29 protein-coding genes, 1 tRNA gene and 1 pseudogene are annotated in these 26,097 nt (G+C 61.6%); 20 read left to right on the top strand and 11 right to left on the bottom strand.

All coding sequences use genetic code 11. From position 1 onward, the window contains the following. Positions 1-78: 78 nt before the first annotated feature. The 3 genes from FHX03_RS09760 to FHX03_RS09750 are packed head-to-tail and all read right to left on the bottom strand — an operon-like array spanning position 79 to position 1,464. Positions 79-606 (bottom strand): DUF1697 domain-containing protein, encoded by a 528-nt coding sequence (locus FHX03_RS09760; protein WP_183853461.1) that lies wholly within the window; start codon positions 604-606, stop codon positions 79-81. Between the two features lie 2 nt (positions 607-608). Next, positions 609-1,013, bottom strand: coding sequence for a membrane protein insertion efficiency factor YidD (gene yidD, locus FHX03_RS09755; protein ID WP_183853459.1), 405 nt, complete (start codon positions 1,011-1,013; stop codon positions 609-611). Positions 1,014-1,017: 4 nt separating this feature from the next. Next, entirely contained in the window at positions 1,018-1,464 is a 447-nt protein-coding gene (locus tag FHX03_RS09750; RefSeq protein WP_097628825.1) for an iron-sulfur cluster assembly scaffold protein, read from the bottom strand. 310 nt (positions 1,465-1,774) lie between these two features. Here FHX03_RS09750 and folE point away from each other — a divergent pair, with 310 nt between their 5' ends. From folE to FHX03_RS09735, 3 genes are all read left to right on the top strand, one after another. Then, entirely contained in the window at positions 1,775-2,389 is a 615-nt protein-coding gene (gene folE, locus FHX03_RS09745; protein ID WP_003572990.1) for a GTP cyclohydrolase I FolE, read from the top strand. Between the two features lie 25 nt (positions 2,390-2,414). Further along, the gene (hisI, locus tag FHX03_RS09740) at positions 2,415-2,867 is read left to right on the top strand and encodes a phosphoribosyl-AMP cyclohydrolase (protein ID WP_003586336.1); all 453 of its coding nucleotides are present in this window, start codon (positions 2,415-2,417) and stop codon (positions 2,865-2,867) included. Between the two features lie 131 nt (positions 2,868-2,998). Beyond that, entirely contained in the window at positions 2,999-3,961 is a 963-nt protein-coding gene (locus FHX03_RS09735; protein ID WP_012557750.1) for a patatin-like phospholipase family protein, read from the top strand. 66 nt (positions 3,962-4,027) lie between these two features. Here the strand turns inward: FHX03_RS09735 and FHX03_RS09730 are convergent, their stop codons facing one another. Next, positions 4,028-4,456: a CBS domain-containing protein gene (locus tag FHX03_RS09730; RefSeq protein WP_007629157.1), complete on the bottom strand. Its 429-nt coding sequence runs from the start codon at positions 4,454-4,456 to the stop codon at positions 4,028-4,030. A 91-nt stretch (positions 4,457-4,547) separates the two neighbouring features. Further along, positions 4,548-5,339, bottom strand: coding sequence for a rhomboid family intramembrane serine protease (locus FHX03_RS09725; RefSeq protein ID WP_097628824.1), 792 nt, complete (start codon positions 5,337-5,339; stop codon positions 4,548-4,550). A 292-nt stretch (positions 5,340-5,631) separates the two neighbouring features. Here FHX03_RS09725 and FHX03_RS09720 point away from each other — a divergent pair, with 292 nt between their 5' ends. From FHX03_RS09720 to FHX03_RS09690, 7 genes are all read left to right on the top strand, one after another. Continuing rightward, the gene (locus FHX03_RS09720; RefSeq protein ID WP_097628823.1) at positions 5,632-6,249 is read left to right on the top strand and encodes a PAS domain-containing protein; all 618 of its coding nucleotides are present in this window, start codon (positions 5,632-5,634) and stop codon (positions 6,247-6,249) included. A 123-nt stretch (positions 6,250-6,372) separates the two neighbouring features. Beyond that, positions 6,373-6,984, top strand: coding sequence for a PilZ domain-containing protein (locus FHX03_RS09715; protein ID WP_097628822.1), 612 nt, complete (start codon positions 6,373-6,375; stop codon positions 6,982-6,984). 210 nt (positions 6,985-7,194) lie between these two features. Then, on the top strand, positions 7,195-8,169 hold the full coding sequence (gene pip, locus FHX03_RS09710; protein ID WP_097628821.1) for a prolyl aminopeptidase: 975 nt from the start codon (positions 7,195-7,197) through the stop codon (positions 8,167-8,169). 365 nt (positions 8,170-8,534) lie between these two features. Continuing rightward, positions 8,535-9,140 carry a transglutaminase-like cysteine peptidase gene (locus tag FHX03_RS09705; protein WP_183777666.1) on the top strand — a complete coding sequence of 202 codons (606 nt, stop codon included), beginning with the start codon at positions 8,535-8,537 and terminating at the stop codon, positions 9,138-9,140. Between the two features lie 201 nt (positions 9,141-9,341). After that, positions 9,342-10,127: a hypothetical protein gene (locus FHX03_RS09700; RefSeq protein ID WP_183853457.1), complete on the top strand. Its 786-nt coding sequence runs from the start codon at positions 9,342-9,344 to the stop codon at positions 10,125-10,127. A 135-nt stretch (positions 10,128-10,262) separates the two neighbouring features. Next, the gene (locus FHX03_RS09695; RefSeq protein WP_183853455.1) at positions 10,263-11,837 is read left to right on the top strand and encodes a D-alanyl-D-alanine carboxypeptidase; all 1,575 of its coding nucleotides are present in this window, start codon (positions 10,263-10,265) and stop codon (positions 11,835-11,837) included. Positions 11,838-11,950: 113 nt separating this feature from the next. Continuing rightward, entirely contained in the window at positions 11,951-12,226 is a 276-nt protein-coding gene (locus tag FHX03_RS09690) for a hypothetical protein (protein ID WP_003586322.1), read from the top strand. A gap of 48 nt (positions 12,227-12,274) precedes the next feature. Here FHX03_RS09690 and FHX03_RS09685 read toward each other — a convergent pair whose 3' ends face one another. Together FHX03_RS09685 and FHX03_RS09680 are read right to left on the bottom strand one after the other, a co-directional pair. Further along, positions 12,275-12,712 carry a DUF1489 family protein gene (locus FHX03_RS09685; RefSeq protein WP_183853453.1) on the bottom strand — a complete coding sequence of 146 codons (438 nt, stop codon included), beginning with the start codon at positions 12,710-12,712 and terminating at the stop codon, positions 12,275-12,277. Positions 12,713-12,773: 61 nt separating this feature from the next. Continuing rightward, positions 12,774-14,177, bottom strand: coding sequence for an L-serine ammonia-lyase (locus FHX03_RS09680; protein ID WP_097628816.1), 1,404 nt, complete (start codon positions 14,175-14,177; stop codon positions 12,774-12,776). A 194-nt stretch (positions 14,178-14,371) separates the two neighbouring features. On the opposite strand from FHX03_RS09680, the gene FHX03_RS09675 reads away from it, so the two are divergent. Continuing rightward, complete coding sequence (locus FHX03_RS09675; protein ID WP_097628815.1) at positions 14,372-15,136, top strand: DUF599 domain-containing protein; 765 nt, start codon at positions 14,372-14,374, stop codon at positions 15,134-15,136. Next, entirely contained in the window at positions 15,136-16,125 is a 990-nt protein-coding gene (locus FHX03_RS09670) for a heparan-alpha-glucosaminide N-acetyltransferase (RefSeq protein ID WP_183777664.1), read from the top strand. The genes FHX03_RS09675 and FHX03_RS09670 overlap by 1 nt, the downstream gene beginning before the upstream one ends. A gap of 12 nt (positions 16,126-16,137) precedes the next feature. Here FHX03_RS09670 and FHX03_RS09665 read toward each other — a convergent pair whose 3' ends face one another. Beyond that, positions 16,138-16,530: a MerR family transcriptional regulator gene (locus tag FHX03_RS09665; RefSeq protein ID WP_037073057.1), complete on the bottom strand. Its 393-nt coding sequence runs from the start codon at positions 16,528-16,530 to the stop codon at positions 16,138-16,140. A gap of 65 nt (positions 16,531-16,595) precedes the next feature. Then, a complete protein-coding gene (gene mgtE / locus FHX03_RS09660; protein WP_097628813.1) occupies positions 16,596-18,011 on the bottom strand; it encodes a magnesium transporter in 1,416 nt (471 codons plus the stop codon). A gap of 242 nt (positions 18,012-18,253) precedes the next feature. On the opposite strand from mgtE, the gene FHX03_RS09655 reads away from it, so the two are divergent. From FHX03_RS09655 to FHX03_RS09645, 3 genes are all read left to right on the top strand, one after another. Further along, the gene (locus tag FHX03_RS09655; RefSeq protein ID WP_097628812.1) at positions 18,254-18,748 is read left to right on the top strand and encodes a peptide deformylase; all 495 of its coding nucleotides are present in this window, start codon (positions 18,254-18,256) and stop codon (positions 18,746-18,748) included. 121 nt (positions 18,749-18,869) lie between these two features. Then, on the top strand, positions 18,870-19,400 hold the full coding sequence (locus tag FHX03_RS09650; RefSeq protein WP_097628811.1) for a BON domain-containing protein: 531 nt from the start codon (positions 18,870-18,872) through the stop codon (positions 19,398-19,400). 327 nt (positions 19,401-19,727) lie between these two features. After that, positions 19,728-20,093, top strand: a complete 366-nt coding sequence (locus tag FHX03_RS09645) for a hypothetical protein (protein WP_097628810.1) — start codon at positions 19,728-19,730, stop codon at positions 20,091-20,093. A 60-nt stretch (positions 20,094-20,153) separates the two neighbouring features. Here the strand turns inward: FHX03_RS09645 and FHX03_RS09640 are convergent, their stop codons facing one another. Both FHX03_RS09640 and lipB read right to left on the bottom strand, forming a co-directional pair. Then, on the bottom strand, positions 20,154-20,798 hold the full coding sequence (locus FHX03_RS09640; RefSeq protein WP_097628809.1) for a methyltransferase family protein: 645 nt from the start codon (positions 20,796-20,798) through the stop codon (positions 20,154-20,156). Between the two features lie 170 nt (positions 20,799-20,968). Then, on the bottom strand, positions 20,969-21,688 hold the full coding sequence (lipB, locus tag FHX03_RS09635) for a lipoyl(octanoyl) transferase LipB (RefSeq protein WP_097628808.1): 720 nt from the start codon (positions 21,686-21,688) through the stop codon (positions 20,969-20,971). A 181-nt stretch (positions 21,689-21,869) separates the two neighbouring features. Between lipB and FHX03_RS09630 the strand changes: the two genes are divergently transcribed. The 5 genes and pseudogenes from FHX03_RS09630 to FHX03_RS34200 all read left to right on the top strand — a co-directional run. Further along, positions 21,870-21,954 (top strand) — tRNA-Leu (locus FHX03_RS09630). 126 nt (positions 21,955-22,080) lie between these two features. Next, positions 22,081-23,007, top strand: a complete 927-nt coding sequence (locus tag FHX03_RS09625; RefSeq protein WP_097628807.1) for a DMT family transporter — start codon at positions 22,081-22,083, stop codon at positions 23,005-23,007. Positions 23,008-23,104: 97 nt separating this feature from the next. After that, positions 23,105-23,809: a hypothetical protein gene (locus FHX03_RS09620; RefSeq protein WP_097628806.1), complete on the top strand. Its 705-nt coding sequence runs from the start codon at positions 23,105-23,107 to the stop codon at positions 23,807-23,809. Positions 23,810-23,900: 91 nt separating this feature from the next. After that, positions 23,901-25,910, top strand: a complete 2,010-nt coding sequence (locus FHX03_RS09615; RefSeq protein WP_183853451.1) for an acetyl/propionyl/methylcrotonyl-CoA carboxylase subunit alpha — start codon at positions 23,901-23,903, stop codon at positions 25,908-25,910. Between the two features lie 92 nt (positions 25,911-26,002). After that, a pseudogene (locus tag FHX03_RS34200) lies at positions 26,003-26,097 on the top strand (GNAT family N-acetyltransferase); the annotation flags it as partial.

Genomic DNA, 26,097 nt, shown 5'->3' with positions numbered 1-26,097 from the left:
GAAACGGAGCGCCTCCGCTCTTTGGAAGCGCTGCCGCCTGATACTCAGATTTGCCTTGGGAGTAAAGAAGCAGCAGGCCTACATGATCATTTGGGCGAGGCCGCAAACCGTGTTCCAGTTGCGCATCGTGCCGATGCCTATCCGCTTGGTCGTCAGCGCCGAAAGCAGCTTGGACTGGCTCGGCTTGCCGGCGAAATCGATCCAGAGATCGCCGCCGACGACGGCAATGCGCTGTCCCTCCGTCATCAGCGCTTTCAGCGCCTCCACCTTCTCCGGATCGACCGGCAGGCGCATCACCCGGACGATGACCTGGTCGCCGTTGCCGTCCCTGAAGGGATTGGTGCCGCAAAGCGCCATCCAGGTGCAGTCGCTGCGCACGATGATATCGACATGTTTGCCGAATTTCTCTTCGAACCCCTCTTCCAGCGCGACCTCGAGTTCGTGCGGCCTGACATCGTCGGCCTCGAAGACGAGATTACCCGTGGAAACCAGCGTGCGCGGTTCGCGATAGCCAAGATCTTTGGCGAGCGCGCGCAGATCTTCCATGATGACGCGCCGGTCGGGCGTCAGGACAATGCTGTGCAGGAGGGCAATGAAGGTGCTCATGCTCATCCTCTCTTGCGCCCGAGGGAGAAATAGCGCCACGGCGTCCACCAGCGGAAGTCGTCGCCGAGTATCTCCGGCACCTGGTCGAGGCCGCTGGTGCCGCCTGGGCCGCAGCGGCCGACGCGAAACAGCGTCATCCAGCCGCCGGCCCACAATCCGTGGCGGGCGATCGACTCGTAGCCATATTCGGAGCAGGTCGGGATATGGCGGCAGGAATTGCCGACAAAGCCGGAAAGCGTCAACTGGTAAAGGCGGATGAACCCCATGCCGAGCAGGCGGTCGGGAGTCTTGCGGAACGGACCGGTATAATTGCGCGAAGCGCGTGCGATCTTTTCACGCGGCTTCTCGGGTCCGGCGGCACCACGGTCCTCCTCATCGCTGGCCTGCAGGGCGCAGAACTCGCACATCCAGTTACGCCTCGACAACCTCAGCCCGTTTCGCCTCGATCTGGCCGATCGCATCGACGACGGCATCGAAGGTCAGCATCGTCGAGGCATGGCGGGCCTTGTAGTCCCGCACCGGCAGCAGATAGCGCATGTCTTCGAACCGTCCATCGGGCCCTGCTCCATCGGCCTTCAACATGGCGAGCATATCCTGCCGAGCCTGGCGCAATTCACCCGATGTGGCGCCGACGACATGCCGCGCCATGATCGAGGACGAGGCCTGGCCAAGCGCGCAGGCCTTCACGTCATGGGCAAAACCCGTGACGGTGTCGCCATCCATCTTCAGCCAGATCCGCACCTTCGAGCCGCAAAGCTTCGAATAGGCCTGGGCGCTCGCATCGGCATCCGCCAAGGTGCCGGTCAACGGAATATTGCCGGCGAATTCGAGGATCTTGCTGTTGTAGATATCGTCCATGTTGGATTTCCGCTCCAAAATCGCTGCGGATCGGCCTCAATAAGGGCGGTTATTGTTGTCGAAACAAAAAACACACCGTGTCATCTGAGGATACTTACATACGATGGCCGTCTTCCTATATGTATGTCGTTCGAAGGCCATTAAAATGCAATGGCCTCGTGTAAGTTTGATTGGGAAACCGTGCCGGAGGGGTGTTGAATTCGCCTCGAAAGCCCCGGAGCCTGCCAAAGGTGCATGAATTCCCGCATGGGATTGACCAGTGGCGATTCCGACAGATCGGTCCGCGGTGCGGACCAGGAGACCATTGTTCATGGACGCCATCGTAAAGAACTTTCCGCAGACGAACCGCGACTCTGATCGCCCCTCCCAGCAGGAGGCGGAGGAAGCCGTTCGTGTCCTGCTGCGCTGGGCCGGTGAGAACCCGACGCGCGAAGGCCTGATCGAAACGCCGGCGCGTGTCGTCAAATCCTACCGCGAGCTTTTTTCCGGCTACGACATGGCGCCGGAAGACGTGCTCGGCCGCACCTTCGAAGAAGTCGCCGGCTACGACGATATGGTCCTCGTCAAGGACATTCCTTTCTTCTCGCATTGCGAACACCACATGGTGCCGATCATCGGCAAGGCTCACGTCGCTTACATGCCGGACGGTCGTGTGCTCGGCCTGTCGAAGATTGCCCGTGTCGTCGAGATCTATGGCCGCCGTCTGCAGACCCAGGAAACAATGACGGCGCAGATTGCCCGGGCGATCGACGATACGCTTAACCCGCGCGGTGTCGCGGTGATGATCGAGGCCGAACATATGTGCATGGCGATGCGCGGCGTTCAGAAGCAGGGCTCGACCACGTTGACGACCACCTTTACCGGAACGTTCAAGACCGAGCCGGCCGATCAGGCCCGTTTCATGACCATGGTGCGGAGCCGCTGAGACCGGCTCCCTCAGGAGGGCCGCGATGAGCCAATTGATCTTCAGTCAACCATCCGAGGACAAGTCGGCGCTGGAAGACGCCGGCGATTTCACGCCGCGTTTCGACGACCGTGGCTTGATCACCGCGATCGTCACCGACGCAGGCGACGGCGAGCTGCTGATGGTGGCGCACATGAACGCCCATGCGCTGGCGCTGACCATCCAGACCGGCACAGCCCATTATTTCAGCCGTTCGCGCGGCAAGATCTGGAAGAAGGGCGAGACCTCGGGCAATCTCCAGACGGTGAAGGAAATTCGCACCGATTGCGATCAGGACGCCATATGGCTGAAGGTCGAGGTCGCCGGCCATGACGCCACCTGTCACACCGGCCGCCGCTCCTGCTTCTATCGGACGATCACGCTTCGGGATGGAAAGCCGATGCTTGATATCGTCGACGACGAGCGTCATTTCGATCCGCAGGACGTTTACGGAAAATAGGCCGGGAAGATGGAGCCGGAATTTCCCGGGATCTGCTCCTTATTGCGCCAGAAGTCGCCGCTATATACCATTTGGAAACTGATCGGGCACACTATCGGAAACCATGTGTTCTGCTGGGAGGGGAGAGCGCCATGCTGAGCTGGAATTTGCATCGTCAAAGCTCTGAAGGCGAGGGTTCCGGTTCTGGCATGTCGACCACACTCGAGACGATCCCGCCTCCCGCACCCGTCAAGAGAATCAAGATCGCGCTGGCGCTCGGCGGTGGAGCGGCCCGCGGCTGGGCCCATATCGGCGTGCTGCGCGCCCTCGACGAGGCAAAAATCGAAATCGGCATGATTGCCGGCACCTCGATCGGTGCGCTGGTCGGCGGCTGCTATCTCGCCGGCAAACTCGATGAACTCGAAAGTTTCGCCCGCTCGCTGACGATGCGCCGGATCGCCAGTCTCCTCGATCTCACCATCGGCGGCAGCGGCCTGTTCGGCGGCATGCGGCTGACAAAGCGCATGCAGGAACATCTCGAAGGCCTGAACGTCGAGGATCTCGACCGGCCCTTCGTCGCCGTCGCCGCCGAGGTCAATACCGGCCATGAAGTCTGGATCGCCAATGGTTCGCTGATCACGGCGCTGCGCGCCTCCTATGCCCTGCCCGGGATTTTCGAGCCGGTGCGCAGCAATCACCGCACGCTGGTCGACGGCGCATTGGTCAACCCCGTCCCCGTCTCCGTCTGTCGCGCCTACGAGCAGCCGTTGGTCGTCGCCGTCAATCTCAATTACGATCTCTATGGCCGCTCGGCCGTCGTCCGGCACAATGCCAGCCTCTCGCCGCAGGAGGTGCAGAAGCAGGAAGAGGCGCCTTATGCCCGTCTCGGCATGACCGGCGTCATGGTGCAGGCTTTCAATATCATCCAGGACAGGATCGCCCGCGCCCGCCTGGCCGGCGACCCGCCGGATATTTCGCTGCAGCCGCGCCTAAGCTATATCGGCCTTTCCGAATTCCACCGCGCCGGCGAAGCGATCGAACGCGGCTACGAGGAAGCCAGAGCCAGGCTCCCCGAAATCAAGCGCATGCAGGAAGTCTACGCCAGCTCCCCCTGATCGGCATCATCCGCAAGCCCGTAGCCGTTTCGCGGCGACGGCATCCCTCGAACGAGGACGAAAACCTCAGCCGGCGATATAGGCCTTGATCTCCTCGGCCTCGCGCTCGACTTCGGCGATGCGCGATTTCACCACGTCGCCGATCGAGATGATGCCGGCAAGCTTACCGTTGCTTTCCACCGGCACGTGGCGGAAACGGCGGCTGGTCATCAGTTCCATCAGTTCGTTGACGGTCGTCTCCTCGTGGCAGCGGTAGACCTTCGCGGTCATCACCTGACCCAGCGGCTGGTCGAGGCCGTCCTTGCCGTGTTTAGCGATCGCATGCACGAGGTCGCGCTCGGTGAACATGCCGGAAATCCGGTTCTCCATACCGACGACGACGATGGCGCCGATCTTCTTCTTGCTGAGGATGACGGCCGCCTCTGCGACGGTCGTGTTCGGCCCGGCGGTGACGACGTCCCTGCCCTTCAGGTCGAGGATTGCTTTGACTGACATTCGAACCTCCTATGTCCGTGAAACACTTGTCACAGGCACCCGCGGCGGTTTCTCCCCCCAGCGCGGATAGGACAATCGTGCACCGCCCGGCTCAGGATTGCAACAGATCCTTCTCCGTTCCGGCAGGTTCTGCAATAGGCGGGCGTGATATCCGATCGAACAACGAAAACAGCAGGAAACCGAAGACGAAACCGCCGATATGCGCGTCCCAGGCAATGGGCTGGTCGCTGTCGCCGACAAGCGGGATGCCGACGGCGATCAGGGCGTTGCCGACCAGCCAGAGCAGCATGAAGATGACGACGGTGCGGCTCTGCAGCGCCTCGGCGATGGACAGCCGGGCATTGAGATGCGCAGGCAGCATCGGCCGCCGTTCGGCGGGAAAGGCGAATCGGCAGGCAGCCCCCATCAGCCCGGAGATGACGCCCGACGCGCCGATCAAAAGCGTCACATCCCCCCAGTTCAACACTGCGTGCAGGGCGGCGGAGGCGGCGGCTGAAAAGAGCCAGAAAAGCACGAATCGCAGCGTCCCGATGCGGCGCGCGACCGGCGCGCCGAAGGCCATCAACCAGAAGCCGTTGAAGACGATATGCTGGACGCTGCCATGCAGCAGTGAATAGGTAACCGGCGTCCAGAACAGCTCCGGCCCCTGCTGCGACAGCGGAATCACATAGCGGGCGGGCACGAAGCCGAAGGTGAAGAACAGCCAGCTCAGCGCATCATCGGAGAGCACGAGCTCTTGCGCCGCATAGATGACGACAATCAGGCAAAGGCTGAAGAACAGCGCCGGTGGAAGGTTGAAGACCGGCACGCGCGGCCGCTTTGCCGGCGGCTGGACCTCGGGAGGTTCGGGCGCCTTATGGGGCTCGGCCGTCTGCTCATTCATTTCAGTATCGCCTCGTTGAGGCCTCAGCCATACAGGAGCACCTGTCAAAAAAAAAGCCGTCCGAAGTGCCGGACGGCATACCGGTGTCCAAGGAAAGACCTCGGCCCGGGCAGGTTGTGCTGAACTTCGAAAGTCGAAGCGATGGCCGGACAGTGCCACGGCAGGCACCGCACCTCAACCGAAACCCTTTCTTAACCTTAACCGCCGCGAGTTGGCATGAAATCCGCAAGGTTGAGCCTGTAGGGGCAATGAGTGCCCGAAAATGACCCGGAATGGGACAGGTTGGTGAAAAATGCGTGTGCAAACGACCATCGAAATTTTTGACTACTGGAACCGTATCCGCGGCGCAGCCGATGCGCCGCTGAAAGCGCAGATCGAACCCTCCGCTGTCCCGCATCTGCTCCAGAGCCTGTTCATTCTCGAGACCCGCGAGGAAGGCGACATCGGCTTCCGGCTCGCCGGCACCCGCATCTGCGATCTGTTCGGGCGGGATCTGCGCGGCGCACGCTTCTCCTCACTCTGGGCAAACGGCCAGCACGCCGACATCGAACGCACCGCGATGGGCGTCATGGACCATGTCCTGCCGGCCCTGTTCAACGCCACCGGCTACAGCACCGTCGGCCATCAGGCCTCCTTCGAGATCATCATGATGCCGCTGCGCTCGCCGGGCGGCGCCTGCGACCGGCTGCTCGGCGCAATCGCACCCACGGCGGCTGCGAGCTGGCTGGAGATCGTGCCGCTCGAATTCCTGGCTCTCGACCGCAGCCGTCTTCTGCCCGGCAAATTCGGCAACGCTGAAGCCGCCGAGCTGCGCCCCATCAACGAAATCGTCGCCGCCAAAAGCGCCGGTTTCGGGCAGGTCATGCGCCGCATGGTGTCGCAGCTGCTGACGAGTGCGGAGGCGCGCTGACAGTCCCGTTTCGGGACATCGGTCATACTCGTTTTCGGCTATATGAGAATGAGGCAAAACAACCTTCTGTTAATGGATTGCGGGTAATGATCGGTCTCTCAGATTTCATAAAGAAGCCTTTTGATGCACTCGTTCCAGCCAGCTCAGACGCAAAGACCTGCGCCGCGCCCTGAACAGGGCGTTTTTCAGCGTGTGCCCATCAATATGCAGGGCCGGCTGATGCTTGCCAGTTACGAGGAGTTCGAATGCATGGTGATCGACATGTCGCCTGGCGACATGTATGTCACCTGCCTTGGCCGGCCACGCGCCAACGAACGTGTCGTCGCCTATATCGACCATCTCGGCCGCGTCGAAGGTTATGTCCAGACGCTCGACGGCCGCGGCTTCACCATGTCGATCAACGCCACCGAGCGGAAGCGGGAGAAGCTCGCCGCCCAGCTTACCTGGCTTGCCAACAAACATGAGCTCGGTCTGCCGGAAGATCGTCGCCATGACCGTCTGACGCCACGCGATACGAATACCGAACTAACCCTCGAGGACGGCACCCGTTATACCTGCCGTATCATGGACCTTTCGCTGTCGGGCGCTGCCGTTGACGTTGAGATGCGCCCCTCGATCGGAACTGCGGTGCGGCTCGGCAACATGCGCGGCCGCGTCGTCCGCCATTTCGTCGAAGGTGTGGCGATCGAATTCCTGTCGATCCAGTCCCGCGAGACGCTGCGCGAATTCCTCTGAGACACCGTTGATTACGTGACGGTGCCGCCGATGCGCTTGCCGGGCGCGCACCCGGTCAGGTCCTGTTGACAAGCCTGGGTTTCACGGCAAGAGATCTGCCAGCGGCAATAAAATCGGGCTTCGGAAAGCAGGAGCGAAATCCTGTCGCAAGTCGTTCCTACCATTCAGCCATAGATATTATGAGTGGAACAACCTTCGACAGGCACAACGATGTCGGCTCTCTATCCGGAAATCGAACCCTATGATCATGGCCTGCTCGACACGGGCGACGGCAACCTGATCTATTGGGAGGCCTGCGGCAATCCGGCTGGCCGGCCGGCGCTGGTGCTGCACGGCGGGCCGGGCTCCGGCTGCTCGACGACGGCGCGGCGCCATTTCGATCCCGACGCCTATCGAATCATTCTGTTCGATCAGCGCAATTGCGGCCGCAGCCTGCCGAGCGCTGCCGATCGCAAAACCGACCTCTCCCTCAATACCACCTGGCATCTTGTCGGCGATATCGAGCGGCTGCGGCTGTTCTTCGGCATCGACGCCTGGCTCGTTTTCGGCAATTCCTGGGGCTCGACACTGTCGCTCGCCTATGCCGAGACCCATCCGCAGCGCGTCGTAGCGATCGTCATATCAGGCGTAACCACCACAAGGCGCTCGGAAATCGACTGGCTCTGTCGCGGCATGGCGCCGCTCTTTCCGGAGGAATGGCACCGTTTCCGCCAGGCGGCTTCTGCGGACAGCCAGGAGCGAGATGAGGACATAGTTGCCGCCTATCATCGCCTTCTCAACCATTCCGACTCCGAGACGCGCCTGAAAGCGGCCCGCGACTGGCATGACTGGGAGGCGGCCTCCATCCTGCTCGCCGATCCTCAAGGACTGCCACGCCGCTGGGCCGATCCGGCCTATCTGCTGACGCGCGCCCGCATCATCACTCACTATTTCGTCAACGGCGCCTGGCTGGAGGACGGCCAGCTTTTGAACAACGCCGGGCGGCTGACAGGCATTCCAGCGATCTTGCTACAGGGACGGCTCGATATCGAGGCGCCGCTGGTGACCGCCTGGGAACTGGCCCGCGCCTGGCCGCAAAGCGAGCTGCAACTCCTTCCGCATGCTGCCCATTCCATCGCAAATCCCGATATGAGCGCCGCGATCGTCGCCGCTACCGATCGATTTCGCGATTTCCAGCAAAAATAATTTTGCCGCCGAAAACTGAAATCCGATCGATCATTCGCTTTCGGGCGGGCCGAATCGCCCGATCCCGGCTGCATTGCCAACCTACTGCGCAACGCCCAACCGCCGCCGGCCGTTATCCGGCTCAATGAAAATCCTTAACGGCCAGACGGTAATTCAAGCTTTTCCCACGCGAAAGCCTTGTTGCGGGAATTACAATTTTAATCGATTTCGAGACAAATGCGCGTCGAATTTTACGCGCATTCGAGATTGTTTTTAGCCAGATTTTATCGGCATTTGAATCAACTAAGCCTCTAATTCTATTACGCAATTTTCCGTGAGATAAAAACGTCCGTGTCATTGTCGCCTCAACTTACGGGGAGACGGTAATGACAACTGCAAACATCTGGAAAGGCGGCCTTCTGGCCGGTGCCCTCATGCTGGCGATGGCGGGTTCGGGACAAGCGATGCCCGCCAGCATGGCCCTGGCGGGCAACGCCAGCCCGCCGATCGGGCACTATGAATTCTGCAAGGCGAATCCGACGGAATGTTCCTTTGCCGGCGGCGATGCCGGGCCGGCCATCCTCACCGAGGATCGCTGGAAGGAAATCCTCAAGGTCAATTACACCGTCAATTCGACGATCCAGCCGGAGACGGATGAACAGATTTACGGCGTCGAAGAACGCTGGGCTTACCCGACAACGGTCGGCGACTGTGAGGATTATGCCCTGCTGAAGCGCAAGATGCTGATCGAAGACGGCTTCTCGCCATCCGACACGCTGATCACCGTCGTGCTGCAGCCCAACGGCGAAGGCCATGCCGTGCTGACGGTCCGCACCGATCACGGCGATTTTATCCTCGACAACATGCGCAACAAGGTGCTGCTGTGGTCGGATACCGAATATACCTATCTGAAGCGCCAGTCCGCCGACAACCCGGCCCGCTGGTCGAAGCTCCAGGACGGCCGCGCTGTCGCGGTTGGTAGCGTCAAGTAAGAACAGCCTGCGGCCCGGTCAGTCCCCGCATCCCGTCCCCGACCGGCGCCCAAGAGCCGTTCCCGCTGTCCCGGGAACGGCTCGCTCTTTTTCGGGACAGGCTTTCGTTCCAGTGCGACCCACACCCCTGACATCTTAGCGAATTATTAACCGTGCCGGTCTGATCATGCCGATCAGATTCATCATCGGCACCGGCGGCTCATGTTCCTCCTGCGGCGGACCGAAACACGAAGCACCGCCATGAGCCACGCCGCGCACAGCGCACCCGACGAGCAGCCGCTTTTTTCCATGGGTTTTCTCCTCCGCACGATGGCGGTGATCGCCATTCTTGCGGTTCTGACCGTCGCCATCAGCGTCGGCGGCCGTTGGTTCGGCCGGCATATCTCGCTTGCCGGCAACACCGACAGCACGGCCGATATCACGCTGGCCATCGGCCGCGACACCGTGAAATTCCCCGAGAATGCGATCCGCTTCCCGAGTCAAAGGCATGACGGTGCGGCCGAGCGTGTCGATCTCTACCTCGCCTGGCCTGAGATGCAGGGCTACGGCAAGGAAAACCGCATTCGATTCGACGATATCGGCCAATCCTCCGGCCTGATCTTTCTGCAACTGACCCAGAGCACCATGTCGCGAGACATGTCCGGGCGGCTGGAGCCGATCTACTCGCACCTGCTCGAAGGACTGGCCGAGCCCTTCCGCGACGGCCTGACGCTGCACCGTCTTCGCGCCGACGCGGGTTACGGCGACGAGGTGCTGCTGACGGCGCCCGCCAAGAACGGGCTGGATTACGTCGTGCGCTGCATACTGCCTTCATCCCCGGATAAGGCGGCGAGCGGTGATTGTCAGCGCGATATCAAAGTCGGCAGGGATCTCAGCGTTCTCTACCGCTTCTCAAGCAGCCATTTGAATGACTGGGAACATATTGATGCCGCTATCCGCACCTTTGTGGAAGCGCGCCTTATGAACCGTTCCGCGACAAGTCCCTAAAATGCTCCCCGGACAGCGAGATAAACGATTCATCATAAACGGATTGGTAACGCCCAATCGGTAAATTCTAAAGACGGGCTGTACTACGGGAGGCGTGCCGTCCCGACGCCGAAATCCGAATGCCAAATATCTGAAATGCAAGCGAAGAGTGGAATAGTGTCAAGGTCAGTCTCCTCCGTATCATCGTCCCGATCCGGCAGCTTTTTTGCAAAGCTCATGGCGATCCTTTCGGTGGCCCTCACGGTCGTCCTGGTCGATTCGGTCAGTGCCGAAGCGGAAGCGGCGAATTCGAAATATGCGGGCATCGTCGTCGACGCCAAGACCGGCAACGTTCTCTACAGTGAGAATGCCGACCGGCTGCAATATCCCGCTTCCCTGACCAAGATGATGACCATCTACATGACCTTCGAGGCACTGGAGCAAGGCCGCATCCGTCTTGATACGCCGGTTCCCTTTTCCGCCCACGCGGCAGCTCAGGCGCCGACCAAGCTCGGCGTTCGCGCTGGCGGCACGATCACCGTCGAGCAGGGCATTCTCGGCCTCGTCACCCTGTCGGCTAATGATGCCGCAACCGCGCTCGGCGAAATGCTCGGCGGCGGCAGCGAGGATCGTTTCGCCCAGTTGATGACCGCCAAGGCGCATGCGCTCGGTATGACCCGCACCACCTATCGCAACGCCAACGGCCTGCCGAATACGGCGCAGATGACGACGGCGCGCGATCAGGCCCGTCTCGGCATCGCCCTTCGCCAGCATTTTCCGCAATATTACGGCTATTTCTCCACCCGCGCCTTCAAGTTCGGTACCCGCACGATCCGCAGCCACAATCGCCTCGTCGGTTCGGTGCGCGGCGTTGACGGCATCAAGACCGGATATACCCGCGCTGCCGGCTTCAATCTGGTGAGTTCCGTGCAGGTGGACGGCAAGTCGATCGTCGGCGTCGTGCTCGGCGGCGCCTCGACGCCTGCCCGCGATGCCCAGATGCGCAATCTGATCGCCACCTATCTGCCGAAGGCATCGAGCCGCGGCGGATCGTCGGCACTGATCGCTGAGGCGGCCCCTGCCCCGGCGATGATCGTGACGCCCGCTCCGGTCATGCCGCAGAAGGTCCAGCCGCAAGTGGCAAAGACGATTACCGCAGCACAACCGCCGATTTCGGCAGCCGCCGCCGATCTCAGTCTGCCGCATAAAGGCCCGCTGCCGGATGCCCGCTATCAGGTCGCCGAGACCGAAGTGGCCTATACCGAAACCGCTCAGCCGAAGTCCGACAATCCGCTGGTAGCCCAGCCGATGCCGGCGCCGACCAAGGTCAAGACCATGACCTTCAAGCAGCAGGCATCGCTCGCCGCGCCGAAGCCGGCACCCGCCTCCGCGCGGCCGGAACAGGCCGATACGGCGGTCGACAACGTCACCACCGCTTCGACCACCCCTGCCTCGGCCAGCGCCGCTTCAACCGATAATGGTCCGACCGGCTGGGTCGTGCAGGTCGGCGTCTCGCCGAGCCGGCAGATGGCCATGGATCTTCTGGAGAGCGCCAAGAGCAAGGGCGGCAAGGCACTGGCCTCGGCAAAGCCTTTCGCCGTCGCCTATGCCGCCGGCGGTGACCAGCTTTACCGCGCCCGCTTCGGCGGTTTCGACGACCAGCGCGATGCGGTCAATGCCTGCAAGGCCCTGAAGAAGGCCGGTATCAAGTGCTGGGCGGCTGCCCAATGAGCTATTCGATGCTGCCTGCGAGATGGCCGGCGGTATCGCTAACGGCCGGAATCGGTGTTTGCGTTTCCGGCCATCGTTCTTGAACTCGATCAGTATGGCGTACGGGGAAGACAATGGCGATCAATGAGAATGTTCCGGGAATGCCTTCAGACCGCCGCATGGCGGCCAAGGGGCGTTCATCGCTGCATCCGTTGCACGAGGCGGCGATGCGGCTGGCCGAGATCGGCCTGCAGCGACCCAAGGCGAAGTCTCCGAAGACCCGCGATCTCATCAATCTGCTGCTTTGCCACGGCGCCCGCGCCTGGCGTTATTCCCAGCCCGAAGCCCGCATCCATCTGCATGTGACCTCGCCTGATGGCAGCGCGCCGGTGCAACTGCGCCTGCGCTGAAGCTGGTGCCGCCGCCTGGACCCGACAGGCGTTTTCGGGCGGCAGGCATTAGAGCAGGCCAAGTTCTGTCAGCTCGCGGCGAAGGTCCGCGGGCATTTCGACGATACCGGCACCGAGGCTCGTCAGATCGCGCGGCACATCGTCTTCAGTGTAATAACGCCAGCCCTGGAAGGGACGCTTCGGCTGCGCAGCCGTCTCGATGACCTCCGGGCCGAGCATCAGCCGGCAGCGCGAGATGCCCTCGCCGTCGGTAAAGGTCTCGATGCCGAGCAGCTTCTGCCGCGCCTGCACCTGCCCCTTGATCACCCAGTAAAGCGAGCCGCCATCGAGCAGCTCCTCCATGCGTTTCGGTACCATGCGCGTCGTGTGCACCGAATGCGGCTCGAGCCCGGCGGCGATGGCGCGCAGCGACCGCTCCGCCACCCATTCGCGCAGATCGTCTATCGAGTCGGCGCCGACACAGAGTTTGATGAGATGCAATGCCATGCCGCCGTTGAAATCCTTTTGGCGGCAGGCGTCAAGCGAGAACCATCACGAGTCCACAAACTCAGCATTCGACGACATTGACGGCCAGGCCGCCCGTCGACGTTTCCTTGTATTTCTCGCTCATGTCATTGCCGGTCTGGCGCATCGTCTCGATACAGGCGTCGAGCGGCACGAAATGCTGGCCGTCGCCCTTGACCGCCAGCGATGCCGCGGTGACCGCCTTGACGGCGCCGAGCGCGTTGCGCTCGATACAGGGAACCTGCACCAGGCCCGCGACCGGATCGCAGGTCATGCCGAGATGATGTTCGAGCGCGATTTCGGCGGCGTTCTCGATCTGCTCCGGCGTGCCGCCCATGACGGCGGCAAGGCCGGCGGCCGCCATCGCCGCAGCCGAGCCGACCTCGCCCTGACAGCCAACCTCGGCGCCGGAGATCGAGGCATTGTGCTTGATGATGCCGCCGATGGCCGCGGCCGTCAGCAGATAATCGCGGATGCCGTTCTGATCCCAGTCCTCGTGGAAATGCTCGTAATAGCGGATCGTCGCCGGAATGACCCCGGCCGCTCCGTTGGTCGGCGCCGTGACGACGCGCCCGCCGGCGGCATTCTCCTCATTGACGGCCATCGCATAGACGCTCAGCCAGTCGTTGGCGAGCAGCGGGTTGACGCGGTTGCTCCGCCACTCCTCCTCCAGCTTGTCGTGGATCCGGCGGGCGCGGCGCTTGACGTTGAGGCCGCCCGGCATGATGCCCTCGACCTTGAGCCCGCGCTCGATACAGGAGCGCATAGCCTCCCAGATGCGGTCGAGACCCTGATCAAGCTCCTCCGGGCTGCGCTGGCTCTCCTCGTTCGCCCGCTTCATCTGGGCGATCGACAGCCCGGAGCGCTCGGCCATCTCGAGCATCTGCCTGGCGGTGGCGAAGGGATAGGGCACGCGTGTGCCACCTGCTGCATTCTTCTTCGCCCGCATCTGTTCCAGCTCGGTGTCGGTAACGACGAAACCGCCGCCGACCGAATAATAGATGCGCTTGACGAGCAGCCGGCCGTCCCGGTCAAAAGCGGAAAAGATCATGCCGTTCGCATGGCCGGGCAGCGGCTGTTTCTTGTCGAAGATCAGGTCGGTCTTTGGCTGGAACTGATAGCCGGGATGCCCCTCCGGCGTGATGCGGCCGGTGCGCTCCACCGTATCGACGATACCGTCCATCTTGTCGGGATTAACGCTGTCGGGCGCCTCGCCCATCAACCCGAGAATGACGGCCCTGCCCGTGCCGTGGCCGATGCCGGTATGGGCGAGCGACCCGTGCAGGCTGACCGTGATCGCCACGACCTGCGCGCCCGAGGACGGGCGCGGCCATTCGTTCGACAGGATCAGCGCGAGAAACCGGTTGGCGGCCGACATCGGACCCATCGTGTGCGAGCTCGACGGCCCGACACCGATCTTGAAGACATCGAATACCGAGAGAAACATGAATGTGCCTTCTGATTACGAGGATGTAAGCTTAAGCGACGCCGGTTTTCAATCCGCGCGGGCCACCGACATCGCATGCAGCCGGTGCGACATTGGAGCTGCACACTAAAACGATGACGCCCGCCTTACCAGTCATTGCAGCATTTCGATGCATATGTAAGGTGGCCGCACTTCATGCGGAGACTGAATCACTGATGACGACGGCGGACTATATCGCTCTGGCCTTCTTTGCCTGTGTCTGGATGGGCTATTCCTGGCTGCTGCATGGCCGCACCTTCTTCGGACGCACCAGCCTCACTCATGCGATGATCGAACGGCGCCGCGAGTGGATCTATAATTCGCTGCGCCGCGACCTGAAGATGATCGACACGCAGATCATGGCGGGCCTGCAGAACGGCACCGCCTTCTTCGCGTCGACCTCGATCTTCGCCTTGGGCAGTTGCTTCGCGCTGCTCGGGGCGACCGAGAAGGTCGACGCCGTCTTCGCCGACCTGCCCTTCGTCTTGCACGGCGGCCATGCGGTCTTCGAGATGAAGGTCGGCGGGCTGGCAGCGCTTTTCGGTTATGCCTTCTTCAAGTTCGGCTGGTCCTACCGGCTGTTCAACTATTGCACCATCCTGTTCGGCTCGATCCCGATGCTGCGCGACGCCGAGAGCGACATCATCGCTGCCGAGCGGGCCGCCGAACGCGTCATCCGCATGAATGTCATCGCCGGCAGCAATTTCAACGAGGGCCTCCGGGCGATCTTTCTGTCGATCGGCTATCTCGGCTGGTTCATCAACCCCTATGTCTTCATGGCGACGACGGCGATCGTCATCTTCGTCCTGGCGCGGCGGCAATTCTTCTCGCAGGCGCGGCTGGCGATCATGGATGCCGGCCCGCCATCGAATCTCAACCTTTCCGCCATTCGCCGCGACATGCCGTCGAGCGACGGACGTGATTTGCCCGAGGGACTGTGATGACATTGCCGGCAATCGAAGCCGATGCGGCGGCAAGACCGCCTCGCATCGGCCTGTTGGACACGGCGCGCGGCGCCGCGCTGATCGCCATGGCGAGCTACCATTTCAGCTGGGACATGGAGTTCATGAGTTATCTCGCGCCGGGCACGGCCGAGACAGGCTGGCTGAAGATCTATGCCCGGGCGATCGCCACGACGTTTCTCTTCATCGTCGGCATCAGCCTCGTGCTCTCCAGCAAGCCGGAGGTCCGCTGGCCTTCCTTCTGGAAGCGTTTCGGCATGATTGCCGCGGCCGCTGCCGGCATCTCGATCGCCACGCGAATCGCCATGCCGGACACGTGGATCTATTTCGGCATCCTGCATTGTATCGCGGTGCTGACGCTGATCGGTATCGTTTTCATCAGGCTTCCGCTCGCCGTCACGCTGATCGTTACAACAGCGCTCCTGGCCGCCTGGCTCATCGACAATTTCGGCACGCCCGGCCTGCTGCGCTCGTCCTTTTTCGATCCGAAATATCTCGCCTGGATCGGCCTTGCCGTCATGCCGGATCGGTCGAACGACTACGTGCCATTGTTTCCCTGGGCAACGCCGTTCTTCGCTGGGTTGAGCATCGCCTCGATCGCCATCAGAACCAGGCTGCCGCATCGGCTTGCCGCCCTTGGCACCGGCTCCTGGTGGCTGGCGCGGCTTGGCCGCCACAGCCTTGCCTTCTACCTCATCCATCAGCCGGTGCTGATCGCCATCGCCTACGGGCTTTCGCTTCTCGTCCCGCCGCCGCAGCCGGATCCGGCCGAAACTTACCTAAAGCAATGCAACTCCAGTTGCGTCATGCAACAGGGCGAAGCGCTCTGCCAGAGCTTCTGCCAGTGCACGCTCGACAAATTGCAGGCCCAAAGCCTGTTGACTCAGCTGCAGGCAAACGAGATCGACGTACAAAACGATGAGCGGGTCCAGACGATCGCCGGCGAATGCAGCGCCGAGGTGGAATAACGTCAGCTCGGCTCAGGTGGTGACGCCGATTTCGGCGAGACGGCCAAGGCAGGCCTCTTCGATATTGTCGAGTTCCACCAGCGTGTCGTCGATATCCTTGCGCTTCTGACGCAGGTCGTCGCGCTTCTCGTCGACGCGCTTCATCAGGAGCTTCAACTGACCGAGTTCGCCCGGCGGCTCCTTGTAAACCTGAATGATCTCGCGAATCTCCGCAATAGTGAAACCGATGCGCCGGCCGCGCAGGATCTCCCCAATAAGCCGTCGGTCGGCCTGCCGGAAGAGACGGGTACGCCCGCGCCGTTCCGGATGGATCAGCCCCTCGTCCTCATAGAAGCGGAGCGTGCGCGTCGAGACACCGAATTCGCGCGTCAGCTCCGTTATGCTATAATATTTGTTCACCAGCATGTGTTCCCCGTCATGAACCGGCAATAATATTGACTTTTACGTAATAGTCAATTTTTGACAACCTTTCAAATGCCGAACCACCATGTGGCAATGCCGAGGAAGGCGAAAAAGCCGGTACAGTCGGTCACCGTCGTCACGAAGACCGACGAGGCGATCGCCGGGTCGGCGCCCACCTTGTCGAGCAGCAGCGGCAACAGGATGCCCGCAAGGGCCGCCGCCATCAGGTTGATGATCATCGCCGCGGCGATCACCCCGCCGAGCTGATAGTCGTGGAACCAGGTGCCGGCGATCAAGCCCATGATCGTCGCGAAGACGATGCCGTTGAGGATGCCGACACCCGCCTCCCTGCGGATGATGCGGCCGGCATTGTAGATGTCGAGATCGCGGGTGGCGAGCGCGCGCACCGTCACCGTCATCGTCTGCGTGCCGGCATTGCCGCCCATCGAGGCGACGATCGGCATCAGCACCGCCAGCGCGATCATCTTCTCGATCGAGGCGTCGAACAGGCCGATGACGCTCGCCGACAGCATTGCCGTGCCGAGATTGATCAGCAGCCAGAGGAAACGCGATCGCGCCGTCGACAACACATTGTCGGACAGCTCTTCGTCGCCGACGCCGCCGAGGCGCTTGATATCCTCGTCCGCCTCCTCATGGATGACGTCGACGACATCGTCGATGGTCAGCACGCCGACCAGCCGGCCGTTCTCGTCGACGACGGCGGCCGAGAGAAGGTCGTACTGCTCGAAGAGCTGGGCGGCCTCCTCCTGGTCCATCTCGGCCGGGACCGGATGGTTGGTCTCGCGCATGATCTGCTCGATCTTCGTCTGCCGCTTGGTGCGCAGGATCTGGTCGAGATCGACGGCGCCGAGCAGCTTGAAGGTCGGATCGATGACGAAGATCTGCGAGAAGGAATAGGGAAGATCCTCCTCGTCACGCATGTAGTCGATCGTCTGTCCCACGGTCCAGAACGGCGGCACGGCGACGAATTCCGTCTGCATGCGGCGGCCGGCCGAGCTTTCGGGATAATCGAGCGCCCTGCGCAGCCGGACCCGCTCGGTAAACGGCAGCTGCGCCAGGATCTCTTCCCGATCTTCCTTGTCGAGATCTTCGAGAATGTAGACGGCGTCGTCCGAATCGAGATCGCCGATCGCGGCGGCGATCTGCTCGTTCGGCATCTGGTCGACGATCTCGCGGCGGATCGCCTCGTCGACCTCGGTCAGTGCCGTCATGTCGAAATCGTCGCCGAGCAGGCGCACCAGCGCCAGGCGCTGATCCGGCTGGATCGCTTCCAGCAGATCGCCTATTTCGGATTCGTGCAGGCGGGCAACATTCTGGCGCAGGAACAGCGTGTCGCGGTCGGCGATCGCCGCGCCGACCAGCGCCAGGAAATCGCTGCGGACATTACCGTCCTCGTCGTAGATATCGGCTTCCTCGTCCTCGGGACGCCTGCGGATGCGGTCTTCGCCATCGGTCGTCGTCATCTGCCGCCCTCGCATCTGGTTCGAATTTCAACGACTACAGCGCCGCATTCGCGAATGTCGGCGGAAAACATATTGTCAACAAGCAGATAAGCGAATCCCCGCGCGAGGTTTACGCGGCCGGAATCCATAGCTCCTGCTAGCTGAAAGCATCCCTGCCGTAAAGCAGCAAACCTGCCGCTTGATGACAATGCCCGCGGCCGGCGATAGTTTCGCCCCGCATCCGAGCCGAGGAACGCCGCCCCATGCCCATTCGCCCGATCCTGCGTTACCCGCATCCTGGTCTGAAGACCGTCTGCACGCCGGTGACCGTCTTCGATTCATCGCTTGCCGCACTTGCCGACGACCTGCTCGCGACGATGCGCGCCGCGCCCGGCGTCGGCATCACCGCCGCCCATATCGGCGTCTTCACCCGCGTGACGGTGCTGGAACTCGACAAGACCGACGGCGTGCGCCTCTACGTCAACCCGGAGATCACCTGGTTCTCGAAGGAGACGATGACCCATGCTGAAGGCAGCGTCTCGATGCCGGGAGCGACCGACGAGGTCACGCGCCCGCGGTCGATCCGCTTCCGCTATCGGGACGCCGAGGGCGGCATGCATGAGGACGTCGCCGACAACTTCCTCGCCATCTGCATCCAGCACGAAGTCGACCAGCTTGACGGCATTTTCTGGCTGCAGCGCCTTTCGCGGCTGAAGCGCAACCGCCTCGTGAAGAAATGGGAGAAGGCGCCAAATTGAGGATAAAGCCTGACGATCAGGCCCGACAAATCGGCTCCCGCGCCGAACCATTCGCCGCTGCCGGCGTTTCCAGCAAAGAAACCCAGCGTTTCCCCCAAAAAAGAAACTAGGAGCGACTGCAATGGCAAGGACAGGTGACAAGCCCCCCATTTCCCGCGAAGGCGCAAAGCTTTTTGACCAAAAGGCAGGGCTTTCCCGCGAGGAAGATTATCGCGACCTCGAGGAACGCAATCTCGACGACGGCTGGCCCTATGCCGACGGTACCGGCGCCGATCCGGCCAACCGCCCCTATGGCGAGACGGCGGCAAATTTCGACAGCGATCCCAACCAAGGCTTCCGGATCGACGGCACGGATGCAGAGGGCAACGAGAATCGTCTGAAGGATTCGCTGCGAGCCGATACCATCGACCGCGATGAAAGCGACGAACTCGAAGCGCGGGTGAACGACAATCTCGAAAACATTCCCGAGGTCGACATCAACAGCATTGAGGTTCATGCCGACGGGCACGTCGTCACACTGGAAGGTTCGGTAGAGACGATCGGCATCGCCCGCAAGGTCGAACTCGGCGCGCTTTCGGTCGACGGCGTCCACCATGTCCGCAACAAATTGCAGCTGACCGGTGTCGATGCCCATATCCCGAACGAAGACTGATTCACGCGCAAGACATGGATAGTCGGCGGGGGCGGCAACGCGTCCCGCCGCCTCGGTGTGTCGCCCTTCCAACATTACAAAAAGTTAACAATTCCAGATTGCATCGCAACATGATTTCGAACTAGCCATTTCCTGTCATTTTGCTTAGGCGGGCTTCCATAACGCGAACGTCAATTTCAGTGACAAGACTGTGATTTTATTCGGACAAAAGGTCGCGGCTGCGGCGCCGTTCCATCACAAAATTGCCTAAATTGGGGCGCGAACTCGGATGCGCCGAGGGTTGGTTTTATGTTGTGAAATTCAACAGCAGATTGAGGAGATAGACCCATGCGCATCAAATTTGCCCTTGCCGCGTCCGTGTTCGCCGTCAGCCTTGCAGGCGCCGCCTTCGCCCAGCCGACTTATTCCGACGACTACACCAACGATAGCGACGGCTTCGCCCCGAGCCAGATGTCCAAGCCGGCCCCTGTTCACTACACCAACCATAAGGCCCCGGCCTATTCCAGCGACTACACCAATGACAGCGACGGCTTCGCCCCGAGCGCCATGGCCGCCCCTGCCGTCGACAAGACCGCTACGGCGAGCATCAACGCCCTGCCCCCATGCCATAGCATGATTGGCCCGAAGGGCTCCCACACCAAGGGTGCCGACAGCGGCGCCTCCCGCACCGAAGCGTGCCGCGCCACGCATTGATCCAATAAAGAAAGGGCCGGTTAACCGGCCCTTCTCTTTTCAATCTGCTTCCCTATCGTATTAGAACACGAATGGAACAAGCCGGTAGCGGGTCGTGGCCATGAAGGCCGTGTAAGCAGGATCCTGCTTCAGCAACCGCTCCTCCGCGAGGAGGCGGAAACATTGCGCGGTCAGCGCCGTCGCATAGATGGCAAAATTCCAAACGCTCGGATGTGTCAGGAAGAAGCCGATATGCATCATCAGATAACCCGCATACATCGGATGGCGGACAAATTTGTAAGGGCCGCCGATCTTGATGCCGCGATTGGCCGGCACCAGGCCAAAGCTTCGCCGCAATGACAGCTTTGCCGCTATCTGCAGGAAGAAACCGAGGACCATCACCGTTCCGCAGACTGCGAGCGGCGCTAGTGGTTCCGATGTGTTGGGTGAGACGAGCAGCGGGAAGAGCGTGCCAACGGCGGTGACCGTCCAGTCATAGAGCCGCAGCGACGCATTTCGCGTCGGCCGGCGCGTCAGAATGAGAAAGGCGGCGGCCCCCTCCGAAAAGAGCAGCAGGCCGTCGATGATCGCCCTGTTGTCCTGCATCTGAGGCACGATACGCATGACGATCGCAACGAATAAGTAGCCGACCAGGACCTTTTCGACGATATCGAGAACGAAATAGACATCGAGGAATGACCAGCTTGTCGCTGCCTGTTTTTTCATAGTTCGCAAGACTTCCACATCACAAAGTTGAGGCAAGCTATATATGCGAGACCGCTAATTATGGGTTAAGGCATTCGACCATATCTGACAGAACGGCGTCCTAGACCAGGGCCGAAACCGGCCATGTCTTCAAATGCAAATTGACGGGGGCGGGGCGCCGTTCCGAACGATCAGCTTTCGCTAATTGTTTCGCCAAAAACCGCCTCGAAGGCGGTGCGCAGCCGCATATCGACATCGGCCATCATCACCGGCAAGCCAAGATCGACCAGGCTTGTCACGCCATAGGCCGAGATTCCGCAGGGCACGATGCCGCCGAAATGATCGAGGTCGGGATCGACGTTGAGCGACAGTCCGTGGAAGGTCACCCATTTCCGCAGCCTGATCCCCAGGGCGGCGATCTTGTCCTCGGCCATCGTTCCATCGGCAAGCAACGGCTTTTCCGGCCGCCGCACCCAGACGCCGACGCGGTCTTCACGCCGCTCGCCGCGCACATTCATCATATCAAGCGTGCGGATGACGACGTCCTCCAGGGCGGCAACGAAGGCGCGCACGTCCTGGCGCCTGCGCTTCAGGTCAAGCATCACATAGGCGACCCGCTGGCCGGGTCCGTGATAAGTATATTCACCGCCGCGCCCGGTCGCAAAGACCGGAAACCGGTCCGGCTGGACGAGATCCTGGGCATTGGCGCTGGTGCCCGCGGTATAGAGCGGCGGATGCTCGACGAGCCAGACGAGTTCGTCACCGCCGTCCGATATCACCGCCACCTCGCGCTCCATCGTCTCCACCGCCTCTTCATAGGCAACGAGGCCATCGGCGATGCGCCAGCGCACCGGGCGGTTGCCGAGATTCGGGAGCATGGAGAATTCGAGATCGGTGCGAAGCATGGCCATTCCTTGCCGCACTCCCCGAAATGCCTGAAAAAGGGGGCGGCGGGAGACCTATATGGACCCGTTTCGGGGGCAATTCAAATGCTGTGACCGGATTTGAAAAAAACTGTCATATCGCCCTTGTGTACCCCAAATGCTTTTGCTACATGCTGCCCCGCCGACGCAAATCGGCACCTACCACGATGCGGTCGTGGCGGAATTGGTAGACGCGCAGCGTTGAGGTCGCTGTGGGGCAACCCGTGGAAGTTCGAGTCTTCTCGACCGCACCATCTCCCTTCAGGGAAACGCTTTCCAAGCGACGATTTCGATTTCCTCGACGCTATTTGCGGTTGCTCGGCTTGATCGGCCGGCCTTCGCATGGTTGATGGCGTCATCCCAGTCATGAATCGGCCGCCATGTCAGAGCATCCAGCCCATCAAAACTCCCTGCAGGGCATGGCCATCATGTCCGGCGCCATGCTGATCCTGCCGACAATGGACGCCATCGCAAAATATATGGCGACCTTCGAGGCGATGTCGCCCGGCCAGGTGACTTTCTACCGATTCTTCTTCCAGATCGCCTGCACACTGCCGATTCTCGTCGCCGTTTTCGGGCTGAAGGCGCTTTCGGCCAAGCGGCCATGGATGAACCTGCTGCGCGGCGTGCTGCATGGCGCTGCGAGCCTGCTTTTCTTCGTCGCCGTCAAGTACATGCCGCTTGCCGACGTCTTCGCCATCTATTTCGTCGAGCCATTCATGCTGACGGCCATGTCGGCGCTGTTCCTCGGCGAGAAGGTCGGCTGGCGGCGCTGGATGGCGATCGTCGTCGGTTTCGGCGGCGCGATGATCGTCATTCAGCCGAGCTACGAAATATTCGGCCTGAAGGCGCTGCTGCCGGTCGCCTGTGCCTTTCTGTTCTCACTCTATCTGTTCCTCAACCGCGCCATCGGCGAGGCCGATTCGCCGCTGACCATGCAGACGATGGCGGGAATCGGCGGAACGCTCTTCATGGCCGCCGCCCTTTTCGTGGGTAGCGGTTCCGGCAATGCCGATTTCGCCATGTCTCTGCCCTCCTCCGGTCTCGGTCTTGTCCTGCTGCTCGCCCTTGGTTCGATCTCCGGCTATGCGCATCTGCTGATCGTCCGGGCTTTCCGGCTCGCACCGCTGTCGCTGCTTGCGCCGTTCCAATACTTCGAGATCATCTCGGCGACCGTTCTCGGCTATGCGCTATTCAACGATTTCCCGAATTTTTCCAAGTGGATCGGCATCTTCATCATCGTCGCATCCGGTCTCTTCATCATCTGGCGAGAGCGGCTGCAGGCGCGATCGCTAAAATCCTCCTGATCCCGGGAATATCGGATTAACTCCGCTTCTTGAGGGATCGTCAATTCGCAGACGGTAAAACAGTTTCCGGCTTCATGATGAAGCCTGGAGCTAAAACATGAGCGAATTTCGTCTCGCTTTCCCGGCCTGTGTGGTGGCCGGCAAGCATCGGCTGACGGCCGAAGATATAGTCCTGTTGCGCAAACATGCTTTTCCGGAAGGAATCCGGACATCCGACGATGTCGTGGCGATGTTGGCGCTCAACAATTCCTGCCCCGAGAAATGTGCCGCGTGGAACGCGTTCTTCGTCGAGCAGCTCGCCGGCTTCATCGTCCATTACACCTATCCGCAGGGCTCGCTTGATGAGATCAACGTCGCGTGGATCATGCGCATGTTCACGACCGATGGTGTCGTCAACTCGGCGCTGGAACTCGAGCTCATTCTACATGTCATGGAGATTTCAGCCGATGTCCCCGGTGAATTGAGAGCGCTTGCCCTTGATCAGCTCCGCGTGGCGATCACCGACAATATCGGTGGCTACAAGCTGTCGCGCGCTGTCGACCGCCGGGGCATTACCCGCCAGGACGTCGATTTCACGATGCGCATTTTCAGAAGCGTCGCCGAAGGCGGCGTCATTCCCGTCTCGTCGGTCGAATACGGCGTTCTCCAGCAGATCGATCAGGCGACGCTGCCCGGCGCCAATCATCCGCACTGGGCCGGCATCATGGCTGCCGCCGAGCTGCGCGACTATGCCGAGCCGCGGCGCAGCCGTTGGCTGCGCATCGTCGACGAGGAACCCGTCGCGGAAGCGGCCGTCGCCTGAAGCTCCTCAAGCCTGCCAGTCCTCAAGCCTGATTGTGCGTTCCGGTGTTTTGTGCGTAAAACTCCGGAACGCATTTCTGGGTGGAGTCTCGATGTTCAAGAAAATTCTGATCGCGAATCGCGGCGAAATCGCCTGCCGCGTGATCAAGACTGCGCGCCGCATGGGCATTTTGACCGTGGCGGTCTATTCGGACGCGGACCGGGACGCGCTGCATGTCGAGATGGCCGATGAGGCCGTGCATATCGGCCCGGCCGCGGCCTCCGAGAGCTACCTGGTTGCCGAAAAGATCATTGCCGCCTGCAAGGCGACCGGCGCCGAGGCTGTGCATCCGGGCTACGGCTTCCTGTCCGAGCGCGCCTCCTTCTGCGCGGAACTGGAAAAGCAGGGCATCGTCTTCATCGGCCCGAAGCCGAAAGCCATCATGGCGATGGGCGATAAGATCGAATCGAAGAAATTCGCGAATGCCGCTGGCGTATCCACCGTGCCCGGCCATCTCGGCGTCATCGAGGATGCCGCCCATGCGGAAGTGATCGCGGGCGGGATCGGTTATCCCGTCATGATCAAGGCATCGGCCGGCGGCGGCGGCAAGGGCATGCGCATCGCCTGGAATGAGGCCGAGGTACGCGACGGCTTCGAGCGCGCCACCTCGGAGGCGAAGAGTTCCTTTGGCGACGACCGCGTCTTCATCGAGAAGTTCATCGTCGAGCCGCGCCACATCGAAATCCAGGTGCTGGCCGATGCGCATGGCAACGTCGTCTATCTCGGCGAGCGCGAATGCTCGATCCAGCGGCGGAACCAGAAGGTGGCGGAAGAGGCGCCCTCGCCCTTCCTCGACGAAAAAACCCGCAAGGCGATGGGCGACCAATCGGTGGCGCTGGCCAAAGCCGTCGATTATCAGAGCGCCGGCACGGTCGAATTCATCGTCGACCGCGACCGTAATTTCTATTTCCTCGAAATGAACACCCGCCTGCAGGTCGAGCATCCCGTGACCGAACTCGTCACCGGCATCGATCTCGTCGAGCAGATGATCCGGGTCGCCGCGGGCGAGCCGCTTGCCCTCGCTCAAGAGGAGATCAGGCTCGACGGCTGGGCGATCGAAAGCCGGCTCTATGCCGAAGACCCCTATCGCAACTTCCTGCCCTCGATCGGCCGCCTGACGCGCTACCGCCCGCCGGCCGAAGGCCGGACCGGCAATCTGGTGGTCCGCAACGATACCGGCGTTTTCGAAGGCGCCGAGATCTCGATGTATTATGATCCGATGATCGCCAAGCTCTGCACCTGGGCGCCGACACGGCTGGAGGCGATCGAGGCCATGGGGCGGGCGCTCGACGGCTTCGTCGTCGACGGCATCGAGCACAATGTCCCGTTCCTATCGGCGTTGATGAAACATCCGCGCTGGCGCGAGGGGCGGCTATCCACCGGCTTCATCGCCGAGGAATATCCCGATGGCTTCGCGCCGATGAAACCGGACCGCACGGAAGAGGCCACGCTTGCCGCCATTGCGCTGTCCGCCTCGCTGATCGAAACGAACCGGCGCGAGCGTTTCGCCGATCGCCTGCGCGCCGCATCGGGCACGCTGCGCGAGCACTGGGTGGTCAAGACAGGCGACAGCCATGTCGCTGTCAGATTGATCGACGGCCTCGTCACCATCCCCTTCGATATGGAGATGGCGATAGAGGGCGAGAACAGCAGCGTTGTCACCGATTGGAGACCCGGCGATCCGGTCTGGAGCGGCACGGTCGGCGGCCGGAATATCACCGCGCAGATCCGCCCCGTCCTCAACGGGCTGCGCATCGGCTGGCAGGGGCTTTCGGTGACGGCCAAGGTCTTGTCGCCGCGTCATGCCGAACTCGACAGGCTGATGCCGGTGAAGCTGCCGCCCGATACCGCAAAGCTGCTGCTCTGCCCGATGCCCGGCCTCGTCGTTTCCATCGCGGTCGCCGAGGGCCAGGAGGTCAAGGCGGGGGAAACGCTTGCGATCGTCGAGGCGATGAAGATGGAAAACGTGCTGCGCGCCGACCGCGACCTCGTCGTCTCGAAGATCAATGCCGCAGCCGGCGAAAGCTTGGCCGTCGATGCCGTGATCATGGAATTCGCCTGAGGGCAAAAGGCCGCCGGGCCGTTTTCGCTTGAGCCCGGCTTACCGGCCATGCCAAGGTCAACCCCAATAAAATTGTCAGGGAGATTGTGAAGATGGACGTTCGCGCCGCTGTTGCCGTTCAGGCCGGAAAACCGCTCGAAGTGATGACCGTGCAGCTGGAAGGTCCGCGGGCCGGCGAAGTGCTGGT

This window comes from Rhizobium sp. BK456 (genome assembly GCF_014194045.1).
Taxonomy (GTDB): Bacteria; Pseudomonadota; Alphaproteobacteria; order Rhizobiales; family Rhizobiaceae; genus Rhizobium; species Rhizobium redzepovicii.
Note: the sequence above shows the minus strand (reverse complement) of the source record. Positions and strands in the feature narration are given on the sequence as shown.